21 protein-coding genes and 1 tRNA gene are annotated in these 17,579 nt (G+C 71.8%); 10 read left to right on the forward strand and 12 right to left on the reverse strand.

What is annotated here, in order from left to right:
• Window positions 1-191 precede the first annotated feature (191 nt).
• Window positions 192-265, reverse strand: a tRNA-Pro gene (locus D1369_RS05015).
• A 100-nt stretch (window positions 266-365) separates the two neighbouring features.
• Between D1369_RS05015 and D1369_RS05020 the strand changes: the two genes are divergently transcribed.
• From D1369_RS05020 to D1369_RS05030, 3 genes are all read left to right on the forward strand, one after another.
• On the forward strand, window positions 366-884 hold the full coding sequence (locus D1369_RS05020) for a DUF309 domain-containing protein (RefSeq protein ID WP_118082289.1): 519 nt from the start codon (window positions 366-368) through the stop codon (window positions 882-884).
• Window positions 885-967: 83 nt separating this feature from the next.
• Window positions 968-1,741 (forward strand): precorrin-6A synthase (deacetylating), encoded by a 774-nt coding sequence (cobF, locus tag D1369_RS05025; protein WP_007386234.1) that lies wholly within the window; start codon window positions 968-970, stop codon window positions 1,739-1,741.
• 147 nt (window positions 1,742-1,888) lie between these two features.
• Window positions 1,889-2,311: a hypothetical protein gene (locus D1369_RS05030; protein ID WP_007386233.1), complete on the forward strand. Its 423-nt coding sequence runs from the start codon at window positions 1,889-1,891 to the stop codon at window positions 2,309-2,311.
• Here D1369_RS05030 and D1369_RS05035 read toward each other — a convergent pair.
• A complete protein-coding gene (locus tag D1369_RS05035; protein WP_007386232.1) occupies window positions 2,298-3,047 on the reverse strand; it encodes a cobalt-precorrin-6A reductase in 750 nt (249 codons plus the stop codon). The two genes, D1369_RS05030 and D1369_RS05035, sit on opposite strands and share 14 nt — an antisense overlap.
• A 191-nt stretch (window positions 3,048-3,238) precedes the next feature.
• Here D1369_RS05035 and D1369_RS05040 point away from each other — a divergent pair, with 191 nt between their 5' ends.
• Entirely contained in the window at window positions 3,239-4,033 is a 795-nt protein-coding gene (locus D1369_RS05040) for an HAD-IIA family hydrolase (RefSeq protein ID WP_007386231.1), read from the forward strand.
• Here the strand turns inward: D1369_RS05040 and D1369_RS05045 are convergent.
• Window positions 4,019-4,792, reverse strand: a complete 774-nt coding sequence (locus tag D1369_RS05045; protein ID WP_007386230.1) for a sulfite exporter TauE/SafE family protein — start codon at window positions 4,790-4,792, stop codon at window positions 4,019-4,021. The two genes, D1369_RS05040 and D1369_RS05045, sit on opposite strands and share 15 nt — an antisense overlap.
• 100 nt (window positions 4,793-4,892) lie before the next feature.
• A complete protein-coding gene (locus D1369_RS05050) occupies window positions 4,893-6,080 on the reverse strand; it encodes a thiolase family protein (RefSeq protein WP_007386229.1) in 1,188 nt (395 codons plus the stop codon).
• An 87-nt stretch (window positions 6,081-6,167) separates the two neighbouring features.
• Here D1369_RS05050 and D1369_RS05055 point away from each other — a divergent pair, with 87 nt between their 5' ends.
• Genes D1369_RS05055 through D1369_RS05080 form a run of 6 tightly spaced genes read left to right on the forward strand, consistent with a single transcriptional unit; the run spans window position 6,168 to window position 9,595 of the window.
• Window positions 6,168-6,968 carry an alpha/beta hydrolase gene (locus D1369_RS05055; protein ID WP_007386228.1) on the forward strand — a complete coding sequence of 267 codons (801 nt, stop codon included), beginning with the start codon at window positions 6,168-6,170 and terminating at the stop codon, window positions 6,966-6,968.
• Between the two features lie 44 nt (window positions 6,969-7,012).
• Window positions 7,013-7,270 carry a WhiB family transcriptional regulator gene (locus D1369_RS05060; RefSeq protein ID WP_007386227.1) on the forward strand — a complete coding sequence of 86 codons (258 nt, stop codon included), beginning with the start codon at window positions 7,013-7,015 and terminating at the stop codon, window positions 7,268-7,270.
• Entirely contained in the window at window positions 7,267-7,746 is a 480-nt protein-coding gene (locus D1369_RS05065) for a DNA starvation/stationary phase protection protein (protein ID WP_007386226.1), read from the forward strand. The genes D1369_RS05060 and D1369_RS05065 overlap by 4 nt, the downstream gene beginning before the upstream one ends.
• Window positions 7,747-7,779: 33 nt before the next feature.
• The gene (locus D1369_RS05070; RefSeq protein WP_007386225.1) at window positions 7,780-8,112 is read left to right on the forward strand and encodes a DUF3140 domain-containing protein; all 333 of its coding nucleotides are present in this window, start codon (window positions 7,780-7,782) and stop codon (window positions 8,110-8,112) included.
• A complete protein-coding gene (locus tag D1369_RS05075) occupies window positions 8,109-8,756 on the forward strand; it encodes an endonuclease (protein ID WP_118082290.1) in 648 nt (215 codons plus the stop codon). The genes D1369_RS05070 and D1369_RS05075 overlap by 4 nt, the downstream gene beginning before the upstream one ends.
• Window positions 8,757-8,800: 44 nt before the next feature.
• The gene (locus D1369_RS05080) at window positions 8,801-9,595 is read left to right on the forward strand and encodes an SAM-dependent methyltransferase (protein WP_037902130.1); all 795 of its coding nucleotides are present in this window, start codon (window positions 8,801-8,803) and stop codon (window positions 9,593-9,595) included.
• 24 nt (window positions 9,596-9,619) lie between these two features.
• Here D1369_RS05080 and D1369_RS05085 read toward each other — a convergent pair whose 3' ends face one another.
• From D1369_RS05085 to D1369_RS05120, 8 genes are all read right to left on the reverse strand, one after another.
• Window positions 9,620-10,309, reverse strand: a complete 690-nt coding sequence (locus tag D1369_RS05085) for an SDR family oxidoreductase (RefSeq protein WP_118082291.1) — start codon at window positions 10,307-10,309, stop codon at window positions 9,620-9,622.
• The gene (locus D1369_RS05090; RefSeq protein ID WP_007386223.1) at window positions 10,306-11,178 is read right to left on the reverse strand and encodes a cupin domain-containing protein; all 873 of its coding nucleotides are present in this window, start codon (window positions 11,176-11,178) and stop codon (window positions 10,306-10,308) included. Before D1369_RS05090 ends, D1369_RS05085 begins: the two co-directional genes overlap by 4 nt.
• The gene (locus D1369_RS05095) at window positions 11,175-12,521 is read right to left on the reverse strand and encodes an amidohydrolase family protein (RefSeq protein WP_007386222.1); all 1,347 of its coding nucleotides are present in this window, start codon (window positions 12,519-12,521) and stop codon (window positions 11,175-11,177) included. Before D1369_RS05095 ends, D1369_RS05090 begins: the two co-directional genes overlap by 4 nt.
• Window positions 12,522-12,543: 22 nt before the next feature.
• Window positions 12,544-13,524 (reverse strand): alpha-ketoacid dehydrogenase subunit beta, encoded by a 981-nt coding sequence (locus tag D1369_RS05100; protein ID WP_007386221.1) that lies wholly within the window; start codon window positions 13,522-13,524, stop codon window positions 12,544-12,546.
• Window positions 13,512-14,489, reverse strand: coding sequence for a thiamine pyrophosphate-dependent dehydrogenase E1 component subunit alpha (locus D1369_RS05105; RefSeq protein ID WP_007386220.1), 978 nt, complete (start codon window positions 14,487-14,489; stop codon window positions 13,512-13,514). Before D1369_RS05105 ends, D1369_RS05100 begins: the two co-directional genes overlap by 13 nt.
• Window positions 14,476-15,834 (reverse strand): M24 family metallopeptidase, encoded by a 1,359-nt coding sequence (locus tag D1369_RS05110; RefSeq protein ID WP_007386219.1) that lies wholly within the window; start codon window positions 15,832-15,834, stop codon window positions 14,476-14,478. The genes D1369_RS05105 and D1369_RS05110 overlap by 14 nt, the downstream gene beginning before the upstream one ends.
• A 52-nt stretch (window positions 15,835-15,886) precedes the next feature.
• Window positions 15,887-16,519 (reverse strand): XRE family transcriptional regulator, encoded by a 633-nt coding sequence (locus tag D1369_RS05115; RefSeq protein WP_037902127.1) that lies wholly within the window; start codon window positions 16,517-16,519, stop codon window positions 15,887-15,889.
• Between the two features lie 480 nt (window positions 16,520-16,999).
• Window positions 17,000-17,443, reverse strand: a complete 444-nt coding sequence (locus D1369_RS05120; RefSeq protein WP_037902126.1) for a potassium channel family protein — start codon at window positions 17,441-17,443, stop codon at window positions 17,000-17,002.
• Window positions 17,444-17,579: the final 136 nt, after the last annotated feature.

The following is a 17,579-nucleotide window of genomic DNA, read 5'->3' on the forward strand; positions in this document are numbered from 1 at the left end:
AGGACCGGCCGGACCCGACGCGAGGCGAGGAGGTCCGGTGCGTGACGCTGGCTTCTTCCGGCCACGGGAGCGACCTGGAATCGAGAACCCACGGCCCTTCACCATCAGACGAGAGCCCGGAAACGATCGAGGGCCTCGTCTCACACGATGTGATCCAAGGCCCTGACCTGCGACTACGGAGAGAACTCCAGTCGGGACGACAGGATTTGAACCTGCGACCCCTTGACCCCCAGTCAAGTGCGCTACCAAGCTGCGCCACGTCCCGGTGCGCTGCCCCGCGGTGGACCGCGGGAACGCGCGTACCGAACTTTACCCCACGTCGGGGACCGGACCGAAGCCCGCACCGGGCGCGGGACAATCGACGTATGGCCAGTACATCCTCAGGACGGCAAACGGGGGCGCGGGACCGCGACAGCGAGGGGCGGGCGCGCAACGCCCGCCCACGGGACGGGCTCGGGCGGCCGCTCCCGTACGGCGCCGACGGCGTCGCGCGGCAACCCGAGGGCGTGGTGCGCACCCCGCGGGAGACCGTGGCCGAGGCTCAGGAACTCCTCGACGCGGGGCGCCCCTTCCATGCGCACGAGGTCTTCGAGGACGCCTGGAAGTCGGGGCCCGACGGGGAGAAGGCCCTGTGGCGGGGGCTCGCCCAGCTCGCGGTCGGGCTGACCCACGCGGCCCGGGGGAACGTCACGGGCGGCGCGCGGCTGCTGCGGCGCGGCGCCGGGGCCGTGGAGGAGTGGGCCGCGTCGGCTCCCGGGCGGGGGCAGCCGTACGGGATGGATCTGGCCGGGCTCGCCGGGTGGGCACGGCAGTTGGCGGAGGAGGTGGAGCGGGACGGCTCGGCCGTGGACGCACAGGTCCGCCGTCCTCGGCTGCGGGGGTAGGTGAGCAGCCCTGCACCCCCGGACCTGGCGCGATGCACGGAGGCGGTGCCGTCGCTGTCAGTGGCGTGCGGCAGACTCGGGGTGTGCGAAAGATTCATGTCATCGGTATCGGCGCGGGCGACCCCGAGCAGCTCACCCTCCAGGCGGTCAGGGCGCTGCGGAGCACGGACGTGTTCTTCGTCCTGGACAAGGGCGAGGTGAAGAGCGATCTCACGCAGCTGCGCCGGGACGTGCTGAACACGCACATACCGGACGGGTCGTACCGGGTGGTGGAGGCCCGGGACCCGGAGCGGGACCGTGGTGCGGGCGGCTCCGCCTACTCCCCCGCCGTCGGTGACTGGCGCAGCGCCCGTGCCGACATCTACGAGCGGCTGATCGCCGAGGAGTTGGGCGAGGAGGAGAGCGGCGCGTTCCTGGTGTGGGGGGATCCGGCGCTGTACGACAGCACGCTCGGCATCCTGGAGGAGATCCTGGAGCGCGGCTCGGTGTCCTTCGAGTACGACGTCGTGCCCGGCATCAGCAGTGTGTCGGCGTTGGTGGCACGGCATCGCACCGGGCTGAACCGGGTCGCGAGGCCGGTGCAGATCACCACCGGGCGGCGCCTCGCCGAGGGGTTCCCCGAGGGTGTGGACGACGTGGTGGTGATGCTTGACGCCCATCAGGCCTTCCGGGCGTACGCCGACCAGGACATCGACATCTACTGGGGCGCCTACATCGGCACGCCGGACGAGATCCTTGCCTCCGGCCCGATCGCCGAGGCCGCACCGCGGATCGAGCGGTTGCGTGCGGAGGCCAGGGAGCGCAAGGGCTGGATCATGGACACGTATCTGCTGCGCCGCCGTCCGAAGCAGCAGTAGGAAGCCTGGCTGGAGGAGCGGGTCGAGCGGGGCCTGGGCCGCCCGTCGGACACGGACCTGCGGGCCGCGGTGGACACGGGAGTCGACGGGCAGCACCGCGCCTGAAAACCGCGTGCCGAACGGGACGGCGGGACCCATACTCGTCGGATGCCCCCGGCGCCCGCACGCTTCCACGACCCCGGCTCGACCGCCTTCGACTTCGGCGACTCGGTACTCGTGCGCTGCCCGCGCTGCGACGGGATCGCCCACTTCGAGCGCGGGACGACCCCGGCACCCCGCGTGATCTGCCGCTCGTGCGGCCTCTGCGGCCCCGCGGACCGGTGCGCCCGGCCCGCCCTGTGGCTGTCCGCGGGGACCAGGCACGGAGAACTGTGGGCGTACAACCTCGCCCACCTGGACCTGATCAGACGGTTCGTGGCCGCCTCCTTGCGGGAGCGGGCGCCATGGTACAAGCACGGCCGGAAGATGACCTGCGTCGCGCGTCTGCCCGCCTGGGTCAAACGCGCCAAGAACCGTGACGAGGTGCTTCGCGCGATCGACCGCATGCGGGACTCCGTCATCGCGGGTTGAGGAGGTCCAGCCACCTCTGCACTCCCGCCACGTCCGGCACCGCCGTCACCCCGTCCGGGAGGGGCGGTCGGCGTACGACCACCACGGGCAGGGACAGTTGGCGGGCGGCCGTGAGTTTGGCCGAGGTGGCCGCTCCCCCGCTGTCCTTGGTGACCAGGACGTCGATGCGGTGGTCGTGGAGGAGGGCCGACTCGTCGGTCACCGTGAACGGGCCGCGGGCCAGGAGGACTTCGGTGCGCGGGGGCATGGGCGGCTCGGGCAGTTCCACCGACCGTACGACGAAGTGCAGTTCGGTGAGGTGGGCGAAGGCGGCGAGCTCCATGCGACCGGTGGTCAGGAACACCCGCCGGCCGAGGCTCGGCAGCAACTGGGCGGCCACGTCGAGGGAGTCGACCGGATGCCAGCGGTCCCCCGGTCCGGGCTGCCAGCCCGGGCGGCGCAGCACCACGCAGGGCACGCCGGTCGCCGCGGACGCCCGGGCCGCGTGGGCGGTGATGGCGCGGGCGAAGGGATGCGTGGCGTCGACCAGTGCGTCGGCCTGCTCCTCCCGCAGCCAGTCGGCCAGCCCCTCCGCCCCGCCGAACCCCCCGATCCGTACTTCCCCCGCGACCTTGCCCGGCCGGGTCACCCGCCCCGCGAGAGAGGTGGTGACGCGCCACCCCGGACGCGACGCGAGCGCGGCGGCCAGTTCGCGGGCCTCGGTGGTGCCGCCGAGGATCAGGATGTGCGGGGACATGGCGGGAAGCGTACGAGGTCGGAGGCGCGCGGGGGCACGACGGGTGGCGACTACGACCGACGGCCACCCCCGACGGCAGGACATGCAGGACGGACGGGTATGCGACTTCGGCCCACGCCTGCCCCCTCGGCAGGACATCGGGCAGCGCACGACAACAGGCGTTCCCGCCCGTCCGTGGTTATGGTCCGGGCATGGCATCCGTGCGCGCGGTCCTGATCGACATCGACGGAGTTCTCACCGTGTCGTGGGCGCCGCTGCCGCGGGCGGTGGCGGCGTTACGGGAGGTCCGGGAGGCCGGATTCGGGGTCGCGCTGGTGACGAACACGACCTCGCGGACCCGGGCGTCGATCGCCGCGGTGCTGGAGGGGGCGGGGTTCCCGGTGCGGGCGGAGGACATTCTCACCGCGCCCGCGGTCACTGCCTCGTATCTGGCCGACCACTGTCCCGGCGCCCGCTGCACATTGCTGAACAGCGGGGACATCGCCGAGGATCTCGCGGGCGTCACACTGGTCGGCGGCGAGGCCGAGGACGTCGATGTCGTCGTCCTCGGGGGCGCCGGGCCCGAGTTCGGTTACACCGCGCTCAACCACGCCTTCGGGCATCTCCAGCGCGGGGCCCGGCTCGTGGCGATGCACCGCAATCTGTACTGGCGTACCGAAGACGGGCTCCAGCTCGACGCCGGGGCCTTCCTGGCCGGCCTGGAGCGGGCCGCCAGGACCGAGGCCGAGGTCACCGGCAAGCCGTCGCCCGCGTTCTTCGAGGCGGCGCTCGCCCGGCTCGGGGTCGGGGCGGACGAGGCGCTGATGGTGGGGGACGACATCGAGTCAGACGTGCTGGCGGCGCAGCGCGCCGGGCTGACCGGGGTGCTCGTGAAGACCGGGAAGTACCTCCCGGAGACCCACCGCTCGGCCAGTGGCACGCCCGACCACGTGATCGAGTCCTTCGCGGACCTGCCGGCGCTGCTCGGCGCTTCAGCGCAGCAGTAGCTGTACGCCGCCCACGATCGTCGCCGCGATCACCAGCTGTTCGAAGAGCCGCTGGTTGATCCGGTTCACGGCCCACTTGCCGAGGAACGCGCCGGGCACGACGAACGCCACGAGGGCGAGGTCGAGCAGCAGCGAGTGGCCGTCGATCAGGCCGAGGCCGACGCTGAAGGGCACCTTGGAGACGTTGACGATCAGGAAGAAGAACGCCGAGGTGCCGAGGAAGCCGAGTTTGCGGAAGCCCGCCGACAGCAGGTACATCGACATCACCGGGCCGCCGGCGTTGGCGACCATGGTGGTGAAGCCGCCGAGGACGCCGTAGGAGCGGGCCTTGACGCGGCCGGTCCGGGTGGCGACCGAGTCGGGTTCCTCGTCCGTGTCGGCCGTGCGGCGGCGCCAGACCGTCACCGCGGCCATGAAGAGGAGGATCGCGCCGATCGACGTGCGGACGATCCCGTCGTCCGCCCACTGCAGGAACAGCGTGCCGGCGACGACACCGACCGCGACCGCCGGGAACAGCCGCCAGAGGGTGGGCCAGTGGGCGTGTCGTCGGTAGGTGAGCACCGCGAGCACGTCCCCGGCGATCAGGATCGGCAGCAGCGCGCCGGTGGAGGCGCGGGCGGGCAGCACCGCGGCGAAGATCGCGAGGCTGACCGTGTTGGCCCCGCTCACGGCCGTCTTGGAGAAGCCGACGAGCAGGGCCGCGGCGGCGAGCGCGGCGAACTCCCAGACGGAGATGTGCCAGAGCGTCATCGTGTCCATGCGGAGACCGATGCTAGGCGCAGGTAAGAGATCTTGTAAGTGCCGTCTCGCCGTGTGGTCCTGTTGCCGCGCTCCCGGCAGTGCCCCTCCGCCACTGCCGCTAGTGCCGCTCCACCAGCACCGCGCTGCCCTGCCCCACTCCCACACACATCGTCGCAAGACCGCGGGCCGCCCCCGTACGGCGCATCCGGTGCAGCAGGGTCGTGAGGATGCGGGCGCCCGAGCAGCCGAGCGGGTGGCCCAGCGCGATCGCACCGCCGGTCGGGTTGACGCGGTCGGGGTCGATGCCGAGCTCGTCGACGCAGGCGAGGGCCTGGGCGGCGAAGGCCTCGTTGAACTCGGCCTCCTCGATGTCGCCGATGCTCCAGTCCACGCGGGCGAGCGCCTTGCGGGTGGCGGGGACGGGACCGATGCCCATCACGTCGGGGTGGACGCCGGCCGAGGCGCCGGCGGCGTAGCGGCCCAGGGACTCAAGCCCCAGGTCGTTCAGGGCCTCTTCGCTGACCAGGAGGAGTCCTGCCGCGCCGTCGTTCATCGGGGAGGCGTTGCCCGCCGTGACCGTGCCGCCGGTCCGGAAGACGGGCTTCAGGCGGGCCAGCTTGTCGTAGGAGGTGTCCTCGCGGATGCACTCGTCGCTGTCGACGAGCACGCCGTCGGGACGCTCCACCGGGAGGAGTTCGTCGTCGAAGTGGCCGTTCTTGCGGGCCTCGGCGGCGAGGCGGTGGCTGCGCAGGGCGAACTCGTCCTGGCGTTCGCGCGAAATGCCGTAGCGCCCCGCGACCTCCTCGGCGGTCTCGCCCATGGGCAGCAGGCCGTGGAGTTCCTTCATGGCCGGATTGACCAGGCGCCAGCCGAGCCGGGTGTCGTGGGTCTCGATCCGGTGCGGGAGGGCCTCGTCGGGGCGGGGCAGCACGAAGGGGGCGCGGCTCATCGACTCGGAGCCGCCCGCGAGCACGATGTCGGCCTCGCCGGCGGCGATGGTGCGGGCCGCGGTCGTCACGGCCTCCAGGCCGGAGGCGCACAGCCGGTTGACGGTGGCGCCGGGTACGGTCTCGGGCAGTCCGGCGAGCAGGGCGGCCATGCGGGCCACGTTGCGGTTGTCCTCGCCGGCCTGGTTGGCGGCGCCCCAGTAGACGTCGTCGATCCGCGCCGGGTCGAGTGCGGGCACGTCGGCGACCAGGGCGCGGATCACGGTCGCGGCAAGGTCGTCGGGGCGTACGGCGGACAGGGCGCCGCGGAGTCTGCCGATGGGGGTGCGGCGGGCGGCCGCGAAGTGGACGGGGCGCACGAAAGGACTCCTGACCGTCGTCATCGGGGGACCGAACAGCTTTAATTAGCACTGCTAGTTTCGGACTATAGCGCAGCGGGAGCAGACATGGCCGAGCACGTCCTCACCGGAACCCACGGCCTCCTCACCGTGCGCGAGTGGCCGCACGAGCGCCCCCGGTACCTGGCCCTCGTGGTGCACGGATACGGGGAGCACGTCGGACGGTACGAGGAGCTCGCCCAGGTCCTGGTGGCGCACGGCGCGGCCGTCTTCGGGCCCGATCACACCGGGCACGGGAAGTCCGCCGGGGAACGGGTCCTGATCGAGGACTTCGAGGACGTGGTCACGGACGTTCACGCGGTGGCGGACCTGGCCCGGGCCGCCCACCCCGGCGTCCCCCTCGTCCTGGTCGGGCACTCCATGGGTGGCCTGATCGCCGCCCGCTTCGCCCAGCGGTACGGCAGCGAGCTCGCCGCGCTCGTGCTCTCGGGGCCGGTGATCGGTGCCTGGGAGCTGCCCGGGACACTGCTCGCCCTCGACGAGATCCCGGACACGCCCGTCAGCCCGGCCTCGCTCTCCCGGGACCCCGAGGTGGGCGCCGCGTACCGGGCGGACCCCCTCGTCTGGCACGGGCCGATGAAGCGGCCGACGGTGGAGGCGTTCGCCCGCACCCTGGAGACCGTGTCGCAGGGCGGTGACGTCGGGCCGCTCCCGCTGCTGTGGCTGCACGGCGACGACGACCGGCTGGTCCCGCTCGCCGGAAGCCGCGTAGGCGTCGAGGGCATCAGGGGCGGGACGTTCACCGAGCGGACCTACGCCGGAGCCCGGCACGAGGTGTTCCACGAGACGAACAAGGCGGAGGTCTTCGCAGACGTGACGGACTTCCTCGACGGCGTGCTCACCGGCTGAGACACCACTGTTTGCACGAGTACGCCCGGGGCACCCGCGCCCCCATGGAGTGGTTGCGTCGAGCGGCCTGCGTGGGCGAGGACCCCGAGCTGTTCTTCCCCGTGGGCACGCAAGGACCCGCGCTGCGGGACACCGCGGCGGCGAAGCGGGTGTGCGCCCGCTGCCCGGTCGCCCCCGAGTGCCTCGATCTGGCGCTCAGCAGTGGGCAGACCTCGGGCGTGTGGGGCGGAACCTGCGAGCAGGAACGCGACGAACTGCTCCGTACCGGCATCGACCATGCCAGAAGGAGGAGCACGGTATGACTGTGGTCAGGAGCACCCTGTCCGAATCCGCCCGCGAGACGGTCGGGGAGGCCCTGCAGAGCACCCTGGTCGATCTGATCGGCCTGTCGCTGATCGGGAAGCAGGCGCACTGGAACATCGTGGGCCCGCGTTTCCGGTCCATCCACCTCCAGTTGGACGAGGTGGTGTCGACGGCCCGCACGTTCTCCGACACGGTGGCGGAGCGCGCCGCTGCTCTGGGTGTGGCGCCCGACGGCCGACCGGAGACGATCGCGGCCGCCTACACGCTGCCGGGCTCGAAGAGCGGCTGGATCCGGGACGACGAGGTCGTCCGGCTGATCGTGGAGACGCTGGAAGCGGCCATCGGCCGGCTGCGCGAACGCATCGAGGCCACCGAGAAGGCCGACCCGGTCACGCAGGACCTGCTGATCGGCATCACCGCCGAGCTGGAGAAGCAGCGCTGGATGTTCGAGGCCGAGAACTGGCCCCGGGACTGACCGGCCGGAAACACCCACGGAAAGGCGCATGCGATGACCGACGCTCTCGAACTCGACGCGCTGTGGGAGGACTTCCACCGCGCGGTGAACATGACCTCACAGGAGCTGGCCGCCTGGTTGCGGGTCAGCGAGGCCACCGAGTCCGCGGAACCGCTGCCGGAGCACGCGGGTGAGCCGACCGGGCAGCATGTCCTGGCGATCCTCCAGAAGCGGCGCACGGACCTGACCGACGACGACATCGAGGTGATGTACGAGGTGGTGGACACCGTCACCGCGGATGCCGACGTGGAGAACGAACCCCAGGCCGAGGACAGCGTCCGCAGGCAGCGGCTGATGTCCGTCGGACACGACCCGCTCAGGCGGTGACCAGGGCCGAGCGCGTCGTACGGGAACTCGTCGGCGCGCATGGACGGACGTACGCCGCGGAGGCGGGCATCACGCTGAAGGACACCCCGCAGCCCCTGTACCGGCTGCTGGTGCTGTCCCTCCTGCTCAGTGCCCGCATCCGCGGCTCCGTCGCGATCGCGACCGCGCGCGAACTGCACAGGGCGGGACTGCGCGACCCCCGCCGCATGGCCCGGGCCGGCCGGCAGGAGCGGGTGGAGGCGCTGGGCCGCGGCGGCTACCGACGCTACGACGAACGTACGGCGACGCAACTCGGCCGTGGCGCCGAGCTGTTGACCGAGCGATGGGGCGGTGATCTGCGCCGACTGCGCGCGGAGGCGGACGGCGACGTAGCCGAACTGCGGCGCCTGCTCCAGGAGTTCCCCGGTATCGGGCCGGCCGGTGCCGACATCTTCCTGCGTGAGGTGCAGGGCGTCTGGCCGGAGGTCGCGCCCTGTCTGGACGGCAAGGTGCTTGCGGGCGCCGAGCGGCTCGGCCTGCCGAAGGATCCCGACCGGCTGATCGAGCTGGCCGGTGACGCCCAACCGGACGTTCTCGCCGCCGCGTTGGTACGGGCGGCGATCGACGGCGAGGTGGCCGAAGACAGCCTCCGGCGCGCCGGGTGACATGGCACACTGCTCGCACATTCCGTCGAGCAGAGGAGCTTTGTGTGACCGGGACCGAGTCGGCCGGCCGGCGGATCGACACGAGCAGGCCGCATCCGGCCCGGGTGTACGACTGGTTCCTCGGCGGGAAGGACAACTACCCCGTCGACGAGGAGCTCGGACGCGCGATCACGGCACAGGGGGACGCTCCCCGGCAGGCGCGCGCCAACCGCCGGTTCATGGAGCGCGCCACCCGGGTCGTCGTACGGGAGGCGGGAATCCGCCAGTTCCTCGACATCGGCTCCGGCATCCCCACCGAGCCCAACCTCCACCAGATCGCCCAGTCCGCCGTACCGGACGCCCGGATCGTGTACGTCGACAACGACCCGATCGTCCTGGCCCACGCGGCGGCCCTGTTGCACGGCACCCCGGAGGGGGCGACGCACTATCTCCAGGCGGACGCCCGCGAGCCGCAGCGGATCCTCCAAGGCGCCTCCGCCGTCCTCGACTTCGAGCAGCCCGTCGCGCTGTCGCTGGTCGCGCTGCTGCACTTCATCTCCGACGAGGACGGCGCCCAGGAGCTGGTGGACACGCTGGTCGGCGCGCTGGCTCCGGGCAGTTGTCTGGTGCTGTCGGCGCTGACGGCGGACTTCGATCCGGAGCGGGTGCACGCGGGCATCGCGGCCTACACGGCGAGCGGGGTCACCCTGGTGGCCCGCTCGCACGACGAAGTGAGCCGTCTCTTCAAGGGACTCGAGGTCCTTGAGCCGGGGATCGTGTCCCTGTCGCGCTGGCGTCCGGACGCACGCGAGGAGGGCGACCCCGTGTCGCTGTACGGGGCGGTCGGCATCAAGCGTTGAGCCCGCGGGACGGAGCACCAGGGCTCATCCCAGCAGCCATCCGCCGTCCACGCTCAACTCCACCGCGTTGACCGAGCCGTTGCGCAGCAGGAAGTCCACGGCGTCCACCACGTCCGCCACGGTCGCGAGCCGTCCGGTCGGGGTCCTGGCCCGCAGGCCCGCCAGGACCTCCTCCGGCTTGGCCCGCCAGTAGGGGCTGTCCCCCACCACTCCGGGATGGATCGCGTTGACCCGGACGGGAGCGAGTTCGACGGCCAGCGAGTGCATCAGCCCCCTCACCCCGGCGTTGACGGTCGCCACCGTCGTCGCGCCCGGGTAGGGCCGCTCCTTGGCCTGTCCGCCGAACAGCACGATGGCGCTGTCCTCGTGCAGCCGGGACCGCAGTGCGTGCACGACCGCGGTGTAGCCGACGAGCTTGAGCGTGACGAGATGCACGGCGGCGTCGATGTCGTACGCGGTGACGCGGTTCTCGTCGCGGGAGATGGCCGCGATCACCAGGTGGTCGACGGCCTCCACGTCGCTCAGCGCGTCGACGATCCCCTTCGGCCGCGCGAGGTCCAGGGCGAGTCCCCGGGCGCCGATCTCCTTGGCGACGGTGTCGGTGCGGTGAGGGTCGCGCCCGGTGATCACCACCTCGTCGCCGCGCTCGGCACGCACCCGGGCGAACTCCCTGCCGATGCCCGAGGTTCCCCCGATCACCACCACGCCGCTCATCGGGAAGCCTCCCTCAGGTAGTCCCAGTCCCGGGTGAATCGGTAAGAGTGCCGCACCGGCGGCTGCGGCGCCTGCGTCTCCAGCCAACGCAGCGGCCCCGCACCGGCGTTGGAGAAGCCGTGCACACAACCGGAGCCCGCCCAGGCGCAGTCGCCCGGACCGAGCCGGTACGGCGAACCGTCGAAGACCGCGTCCGCCTCGCCTTCGAGGAACAGATACGTCTCCTCGAAGGGGTGGTCGTGCGTGCCCGCGACGCCGTCGGGCGCGTACTGCACCATGAACATCGTCGAGGCGACCGCTCCCAGGTCGCCGTCGACCATCATCTTCACGGTGATCCCGCTGTAGACGAGCAGCGCGGTCCGCATGCTCGCCGACACCGCGAGCAGGTCCTGGGACTGCTTCCCGGGATCCATCTGGGCGGGCTCGAAATGCCCGAAGGACCGGGTGCGCGGATCGCGGACGTCGATACGGACGGGTGGGCGCACCGGCCAAGCGGAGACCGCCTGGGTGTCGTACCCGTACCGGGCCCGCGGTACCGGAGCGAGCATGTCCGCCCAGCGGGCGACGCCGTCCCCGGCGCCGCGCCAGGCGTGCGGAACACCGGTCGCGAGAAGCCCGTAGTCGCCCTCCTCCAGCAGATACGCCCCCTCGTGCACATCGAGGATCACGGCCCCGTCGAGGATGTGGAAGCTCTCCTCGTACGAGTGGACATGGGCCGCCACGCTCCCGTCGGGGCGCAGCTCGCACACCCCGAAACCGGTGTGCGAGCTGCCGTCGGCATCGCCGACCAACTCCCGTCGCCGGTAGCCGTGTTCGTCGTACGACGGCTTCGGGAGGTCGGTGACCCGGCGCACCAGGTGCCTGGTCACGCCCGGGCCTCCTTCGCGGCCAGCAGCCGGTCGCGGGATTCCTCGACCAGGCGCCGGGCACGCGCCACGTCGGCCGTGAGCCTGCCGTCGCGCTTGCGGACAACCCCGTCGACGATGACCGTCTCCACGTTGGACACGTCCGCGCTCAACGCCACCGCTGCGGCCGCGTCGTGAACCGGGGCCACGTTCAGGGCGGTCGCGTCGATCGCGACGACGTCCGCGCGCTTGCCCGGGGTGAGCGATCCGGTGCGGTCCTCCAGGCCGGCGACGTGGGCGCCGTTGCGGGTGGCGATCTCCAGCATCTGACGTGCCGTCAACATGGTGTCGGGGACCGGGACGTCGGCCTGCCAGCTGGCCGCGTTGACGCGGGCGCGCTCGGCGCCGAAGGCCGCACGGATCTGGGTGAACATGTCGCCGGGCACGGTGGTGACGACGTCGATGCTCAGGGAGGGGCGCAGGCCGTGCTCGATCGCCTTCATCACCGGCGGCCAGCCGTGCCCCATCTGCGTCTCGACCTGCGGTGCGATGGAGACCGTACCGCCGCTGTCGGCGACCAGCCGCCACTCCTCGTCGCTCAGGTAGCAGCAGTGGATGTAGGTGGTGTCGGGGCCGAGCAGTCCGAGGTCGTGGAGCTGCTTGACCATGCCGAAGCGGCCGGCGAGGCGTCCCATGGCCACGTGCACGGTGATCGGGATGTCCAGCTCGCGGGCGAGGGCCCACTCGGAGGTGACGACGTCGTTGACGCAGAAACCGGGGCCGCGGGTGGCGAGGGCCAGGGTGAGCAGGCCCGCGTCGGAGGAGAAGTACTCCGTGCGGATCCGGCGTACGTCGTCGCCCGGAATCGCGATCTTGCTCTCGAACCAGTAGTCGGCGAGCGAGGTGTTGGCGCTGCCGTACGCGTACTGGGCGCGGATGCCGCTCTCCGTGAGGGCCCGGATCGCCGCGTCCGGGTGCTCGGGCGTGTTGTTGATGTGGGACCAGTCGACCAGCGTGGTGATGCCGGCGTTGAGGCACTCCAGGGCGCCCGCGAGGTTGGCGGCGTAGACGTCCTCGGGGGTGTAGAGAGGGGCGAAGGTGTCGAGGATGTCGACGAAGTAGTCGTCGAGCGTGGCGTCGGGCGCCACGTTGCGGATCGACGCCTCCCAGGTGTGGCGGTGGCTGTCGACGAAGCCGGGGATCACGATGCGGCCGGTCATGTCGAGGACTTCGGCGTCCGCGCCGATCTCGCGGTCCACGGCCGCGATCCACCCGTCCTCGATGAGGACGTCCCCCCTCGGCAGGTCCCCGACGGCGGGGTCCATGGAGAGCACGTGTCCGGCACGAAGGAGTATCCGATGGGTCATCGCGCTTCCTCCTCAGGGATGTTCAGTACGCGGCCAGATTCCTGACGGCCGCCACGACCTTGTCGACGGTGGGAATGACCTGTTCCTCCAGCACGTCCGCGAACGGCAGCGGCACGCACTCCCCCGCCACCCGCCGCACCGGCGCGTCCAGCAGCCCGAACCCCTCGTCGGCCACGACGGAGACGAGCGTCGCGCCCCAGCCGCCCTGGTACGGGTTCTCCTCGACGGTCACCAGCCGGGAGGTCCGTCCGAGGGAGGCGAGCACGGTGGCCGTGTCGAGCGGCACGAGGGAGCGCAGGTCGACGACCTCGACGCCGATGCCGTCCTCGGCGAGCCGCTCCGAGGCCGTGAGCGCGACCGGCACCATCGAGGCGAGCGCCACCAGCGTCACGTCGGCTCCCTCGCGCACGACGGCCGCGCGGCCCAGCTCGACGACGTGGTCCGGCGGCGGGGGCGCCCCCTTGGTGGCCAGCAGTCCCTTGTGCTCGAAGAACACGACCGGGTCGTCGCTGCGGATGGCCGCCGCCATCATCCCGATGACGTCGGCGGGCGTGGCAGGGGCCGCGATCTTCAGTCCGGGAACGGTCAGTGCCCAGTTCTCGGTGGCCTGCGAGTGCTGGGCGCCGAAACCGAGCCCGCCACCGTTGGCGGTGCGCACCACGAGGGGCACGGTCACCTGACCACCCGTCATGTAGCGCACTTTGGGTATCTCGTTGGCGAGGTAGTCCCAGCAACAGGCCAGGAAGTCCGAGAACATGATCTCCGCGACGGGCCGCATCCCGGTCATCGCGGCACCCATCGCCGCGCCCACGATGGCCTGTTCGGAGATCGGCGTGTCCCACACCCGCTCGGACCCGAACTCCTTGTGCAGTCCGGCGGTCGTCTTGAACACCCCGCCGGCCGCACCGATGTCCTCCCCCAGGCAGACGACGGACGGATCGCGTCGCATCTCCCGCGCGATGCCCTCGGCGACCGCCTCCCGGTACGAGATCACGTCCGCCATGCCGCACCTCCGTCCGCCCATACGTCGGTGAAGGCCTCGCGGGGATCGGGCGGCGGCGCGTTCTTCGCGGCCTCGACCGCCTCCTGTACGACGGTCCGCGCGCGCTCGTCGGCCTCGGCGACCCTCTCCTCGGGCACCCCTGCCTCGACGAGCCGCCCGCGCGCGATGTCCAACGGGTCGTGCTTGAGCCAGCGTTCGACCTCCTCGGCCGGGCGGTAGGTCGCCGGGTCGGTCCGGCTGTGCCCGAAGTGGCGGTAGGTCTCGGCCTCCAGCAGGGCGGGCCCGTCTCCGGCCCGGGCCCGCCGCGCCAGCCGTGCCACCGTCTCCTGGACGGAGACGACGTCGTTGCCGTCGACGACCTCACCGGGGATGCCGTAGGCGGGCGCCCGGTCGGCGGCGGGCCGGGGCACCGCGGTGACATCGGCGATCGGGGTGTACTCCATGTACAGGTTGTTCTCGCAGACGAACAGCACCGGCAGCTTCCACACGGCGGCCAGGTTCAGCGCCTCGTGGAAGGCGCCGATGTTGGTGGCGCCGTCCCCGAAGAAGGCGACCGCGAGCTGTCCGGTGCCGCGCAGCTTCGCCGACCAGGCGGCGCCGACCGCCATCGGGAGGTGGGCGCCGACGATGGCGTAGGAACCGAGCATGTTCGTGGCCGCCTTGGTGAGGTGCATGGAGCCGCCCTTGGCCCCGCACAACCCCGTCGCCCTGCTCATGAGTTCGGCGAGGCATTCCTCGGGGGTCGCGCCCCGGGCCATCGCGTGGTGGTGGCCGCGATAGGTGGCGAAGACGTAGTCGTCGTCGCGCAGGGCGGCGCTCGCGCCGACGGCGATCGCCTCGTGACCGGCGGCGAGGTGGGTGGTGCCCTTGACGAGGCCCTGGAGGAACAGGTCGTGGGCGGCCTTCTCGGTACGGCGGATGAGGACCATCTGCTCGTACAGGGCGAGGAGTTCACCGGTGTCCATCGCCGCTCCCCCGGTGTCCGTCCGCGGTCCCGGTGTTCAGGTGGGACTGTGCCTCCCGGGCGGTGTTGAGCTCGCCGCCGACCGTCCAGTACTTGCGGCCCGCGACCAGGAGTTCCTCGGCGGGGAACTTGGTGATGACCTCGCAGCCGTCGGCGGTGACGACCAGTTCCTCCTCGATCCGGGCGGCGGACCAGCCGTCGGCGGCGGGCCAGTAGGTCTCCAGGGCGAACACCATGCCCTCTTCGAGGACTTCGGGGTGGTCGAGGGAGACCAGGCGGCTGAAGACGGGCTTCTCCCAGATCGACAGTCCCACGCCGTGGCCGTACTGGAGAGCGAAGGCGGCGGTCTCGTCGGCGAAGCCGAACTCCTCTGCGCGCGGCCACACTTGGACGATGTCGGCGGTCGTGGCGCCCGGCCGGACGAGGGAGATCGCCTGGTCCATGTACTCCCGGCAGCGGACGTACGCGTCCCGTTGCGCTCGGGAGGCGCTGCCGACGGCGAAGGTGCGGTAGTAGCAGGTGCGGTAGCCGAGGTGGCTGTGCAGGATGTCGAAGAAGGCGGGGTCGCCGGGGCGGATCAGGCGGTCGCTGTAGACGTGCGGGTGGGGTGAACAGCGTTCGCCCGAGATGGCGTTGACGCCTTCGACGTACTCACTGCCGAGGTCGTAGAGAACCTTGCTGACCAGCCCGACGCACTCGTTCTCGCGGATTCCGGGGCGGAGGTGGGCGTAGAGCTCCTCGTACGCCGCGTCGACCATCGCGCAGGCCTGGGCGAGCAGGGAGATCTCGTCGCCGGTCTTGACGCGGCGGGCCTCCAGGAAGACCTGCTGGCCGTCGACCACGTCGATGCCCTCGGCCCGCAGGGCGGCGAGCACGGGCATCTCGGCGACGTCGATGCCGAGGGGTTCGCCGGCGAGGCCGTGGGCGCGCAGTTCGGCGGCGATCTTCGCGGCGACGTCCTCGGCGATCCCGGCGTCCGGGTGGAAGGCACCGCGCAGAGTGGAGATGCCGGCACGGGCTCCGGTGGGCGGCCCGTCCTTGCCGTCGCTGTAGTCGAGCCACGGGTTGTAGAGCTGGTGGTGGCGGGCCGCGGAGCCGAAGTCCCACACGATCGGTTCGCCGCCGCGGACCAGCAGGGCGAAGCGGATCAGCTTGTCCATCGCCCAGGTGCCGATGTGCGTGGCGGTCATGTAGCGGATGTTGGCGAAGTCGAAGCTGAGCACGGCGCCCAGTTCGGAGCGGTTCAGCGTGTCGTGGAGCCGGGTCAGGCGCTGTCGGCGCAGCCGGTCGAGGTCTACGCGCTCTTCCCAGTCGACGGCATTGGGGCCGTATGTGCGGATCGCCATCGCGACCACCCCCACCATCGAGTCAACGACCGTCCACGGGGAGTGTCAAGTGTCACTGAACACTTCGGCTCGCCACGAACCAGACGCCCACGGCCGGTTCGTCGCCGTCGTTGCGGTAGCGATGCGGGGTGGTGGACTCGAAGCAGACGGCGTCGCCGGGGCGCAGGACCTGCTCGTCGAAGCCGAGGGTGAGGACGAGTTCGCCGGAGGTCAGATAGCCGTACTCGGTGCCGGGGTGCCGCATCAGACCGCCCGAGGTGGAGGAGGACCCGCCGGGCCGGTACGTCACGAGCAGGAAGTCGACGTCGGTGCCGGGGACGTGCCCGAGCCGCTCCCACACGACACCGGAGTCCAGTTCCAGCACCTCCCGCTCACCGGGTGTGACCAGGGGTCCTATGCGTCGGCCGGGATCCGCCGCGAAGGCCGCCAGGGCGTGTACGACGATGGCCTCGCTCGCCGCCACCGCGGTCTCCCGCCCGTCGAAGAGGGCTTCCACGGAGATGCCGAGAGCCGTGGTGATCGCGTACAGGGTGCTGACCGACGGCTGGCTCTTCCCGGTCTCTATCTGGGAGACCAGGCTCGCGGAGACACCGACCTCGCGGGCCAGGGCACGCAGGCCGAGACCACGCTCCAGCCGCGCCTGCCGGATACGGGCGCCGACGGAGGGCACGGGGGTAGGGGACACGGGCGGGCTCCTCTCCTGTGCAGCCCCATTGAACAACCCGACCCGTCGCCCGGGAAAGACGCCCGCGTCCACCGGGGGCGGGCGTGCTCTCCCCGGAAGGCTCCTGCGCCGTACGAGGGGGGCGTCGCCCGTAGCCCCGGCCAGGACCCGCATCCCGGCCGGACGACCCGCGGCCCCCGACGAAAGCCCCGCCCTTCGGAAGAGGACCCGCATTCCGGCCCCACGCTCTCGCCGAGGCGGTCCGTGCCGCCGCGGCCGGTGACTCACCGCGCTACCCCCCTCGGCCGCCGGACGTCTGCTCCGGTACCTCACCCCGGGCCCGAGGCCGCAGCCGATCGTCGCGCGCCGCCCGGCGCCGGCCACCGCGCCCCTGACCGACCGCGAGTTCGACGTGGTCCGCCTGGCCGCCGCCCTCGCCGGAGGGACGCGGAGATCGCCGTCCGGCCCGGCAGCACCGGCACGCGCGGCCGGAGAACCGCGTCACCCCTTCTTCTTCGCTCCCAGCAGCTCCTCCAGCCGGTCGAACCGCTCGTGCAGGGCATGCAGGGTCTCGGCACCCACCGGGTGCGCACGCTTCTGCTGCCGGGCCACGAACCAGGTGGCGAGTGCCGCCGTGACCATGCCGTACGTCGTGATCCCGACGACCATGACGACCGTGCCGACGACCCGGCCCCACCAGGTCACGGGGTAGAAGTCGCCGTATCCGACGGTCGTCGCCGTCTCGACCGACCACCACAGGGCCTTCGGGTACGAGGTCAGACTGGCGCCCCGGGCCCCCTCCTCGGCGACGAGCACCGCCCAGGAACCGGTGAGCATCACCACGAGCAGCACGGCGGTCGCACCGCCCGCCGCCTTCACATGCAGCGAGCGGCCGTCCCGGCGGCGCATCAACTCGACCATCCTGGCGAGGAATCCGGGCAGCATGCTCACTCCTCGAAGGCCGGGGGCGGGGCGGGCGCACGGGGCCAGTGTCACCGCCGAGAGGGTGTCCGGCACTTCGGACAGGGCGTTCGAGTCGCGGGTTCGCGGGACAAGCTGATCATCGGGCGGCACAATGGCC

The sequence above is a fragment of the Streptomyces sp. CC0208 genome, from assembly GCF_003443735.1.
Taxonomy (GTDB): domain Bacteria; phylum Actinomycetota; class Actinomycetes; order Streptomycetales; family Streptomycetaceae; genus Streptomyces; species Streptomyces sviceus.

Coding starts and splice junctions, on each gene's coding strand:
- D1369_RS05020 (WP_118082289.1), top strand. CDS start 366: ATGGCCAGTACATCCTCAGGACGGCAAACGGGGGCGCGGGACCGCGAC.
- D1369_RS05030 (WP_007386233.1), top strand. CDS start 1,889: ATGCCCCCGGCGCCCGCACGCTTCCACGACCCCGGCTCGACCGCCTTC.
- D1369_RS05035 (WP_007386232.1), bottom strand. CDS start 3,047: ATGTCCCCGCACATCCTGATCCTCGGCGGCACCACCGAGGCCCGCGAA.
- D1369_RS05040 (WP_007386231.1), top strand. CDS start 3,239: ATGGCATCCGTGCGCGCGGTCCTGATCGACATCGACGGAGTTCTCACC.
- D1369_RS05045 (WP_007386230.1), bottom strand. CDS start 4,792: ATGGACACGATGACGCTCTGGCACATCTCCGTCTGGGAGTTCGCCGCG.
- D1369_RS05055 (WP_007386228.1), top strand. CDS start 6,168: ATGGCCGAGCACGTCCTCACCGGAACCCACGGCCTCCTCACCGTGCGC.
- D1369_RS05060 (WP_007386227.1), top strand. CDS start 7,013: ATGGAGTGGTTGCGTCGAGCGGCCTGCGTGGGCGAGGACCCCGAGCTG.
- D1369_RS05065 (WP_007386226.1), top strand. CDS start 7,267: ATGACTGTGGTCAGGAGCACCCTGTCCGAATCCGCCCGCGAGACGGTC.
- D1369_RS05070 (WP_007386225.1), top strand. CDS start 7,780: ATGACCGACGCTCTCGAACTCGACGCGCTGTGGGAGGACTTCCACCGC.
- D1369_RS05085 (WP_118082291.1), bottom strand. CDS start 10,309: ATGAGCGGCGTGGTGGTGATCGGGGGAACCTCGGGCATCGGCAGGGAG.
- D1369_RS05095 (WP_007386222.1), bottom strand. CDS start 12,521: ATGACCCATCGGATACTCCTTCGTGCCGGACACGTGCTCTCCATGGAC.
- D1369_RS05100 (WP_007386221.1), bottom strand. CDS start 13,524: ATGGCGGACGTGATCTCGTACCGGGAGGCGGTCGCCGAGGGCATCGCG.
- D1369_RS05105 (WP_007386220.1), bottom strand. CDS start 14,489: ATGGACACCGGTGAACTCCTCGCCCTGTACGAGCAGATGGTCCTCATC.
- D1369_RS05110 (WP_007386219.1), bottom strand. CDS start 15,834: ATGGCGATCCGCACATACGGCCCCAATGCCGTCGACTGGGAAGAGCGC.
- D1369_RS05120 (WP_037902126.1), bottom strand. CDS start 17,443: ATGCTGCCCGGATTCCTCGCCAGGATGGTCGAGTTGATGCGCCGCCGG.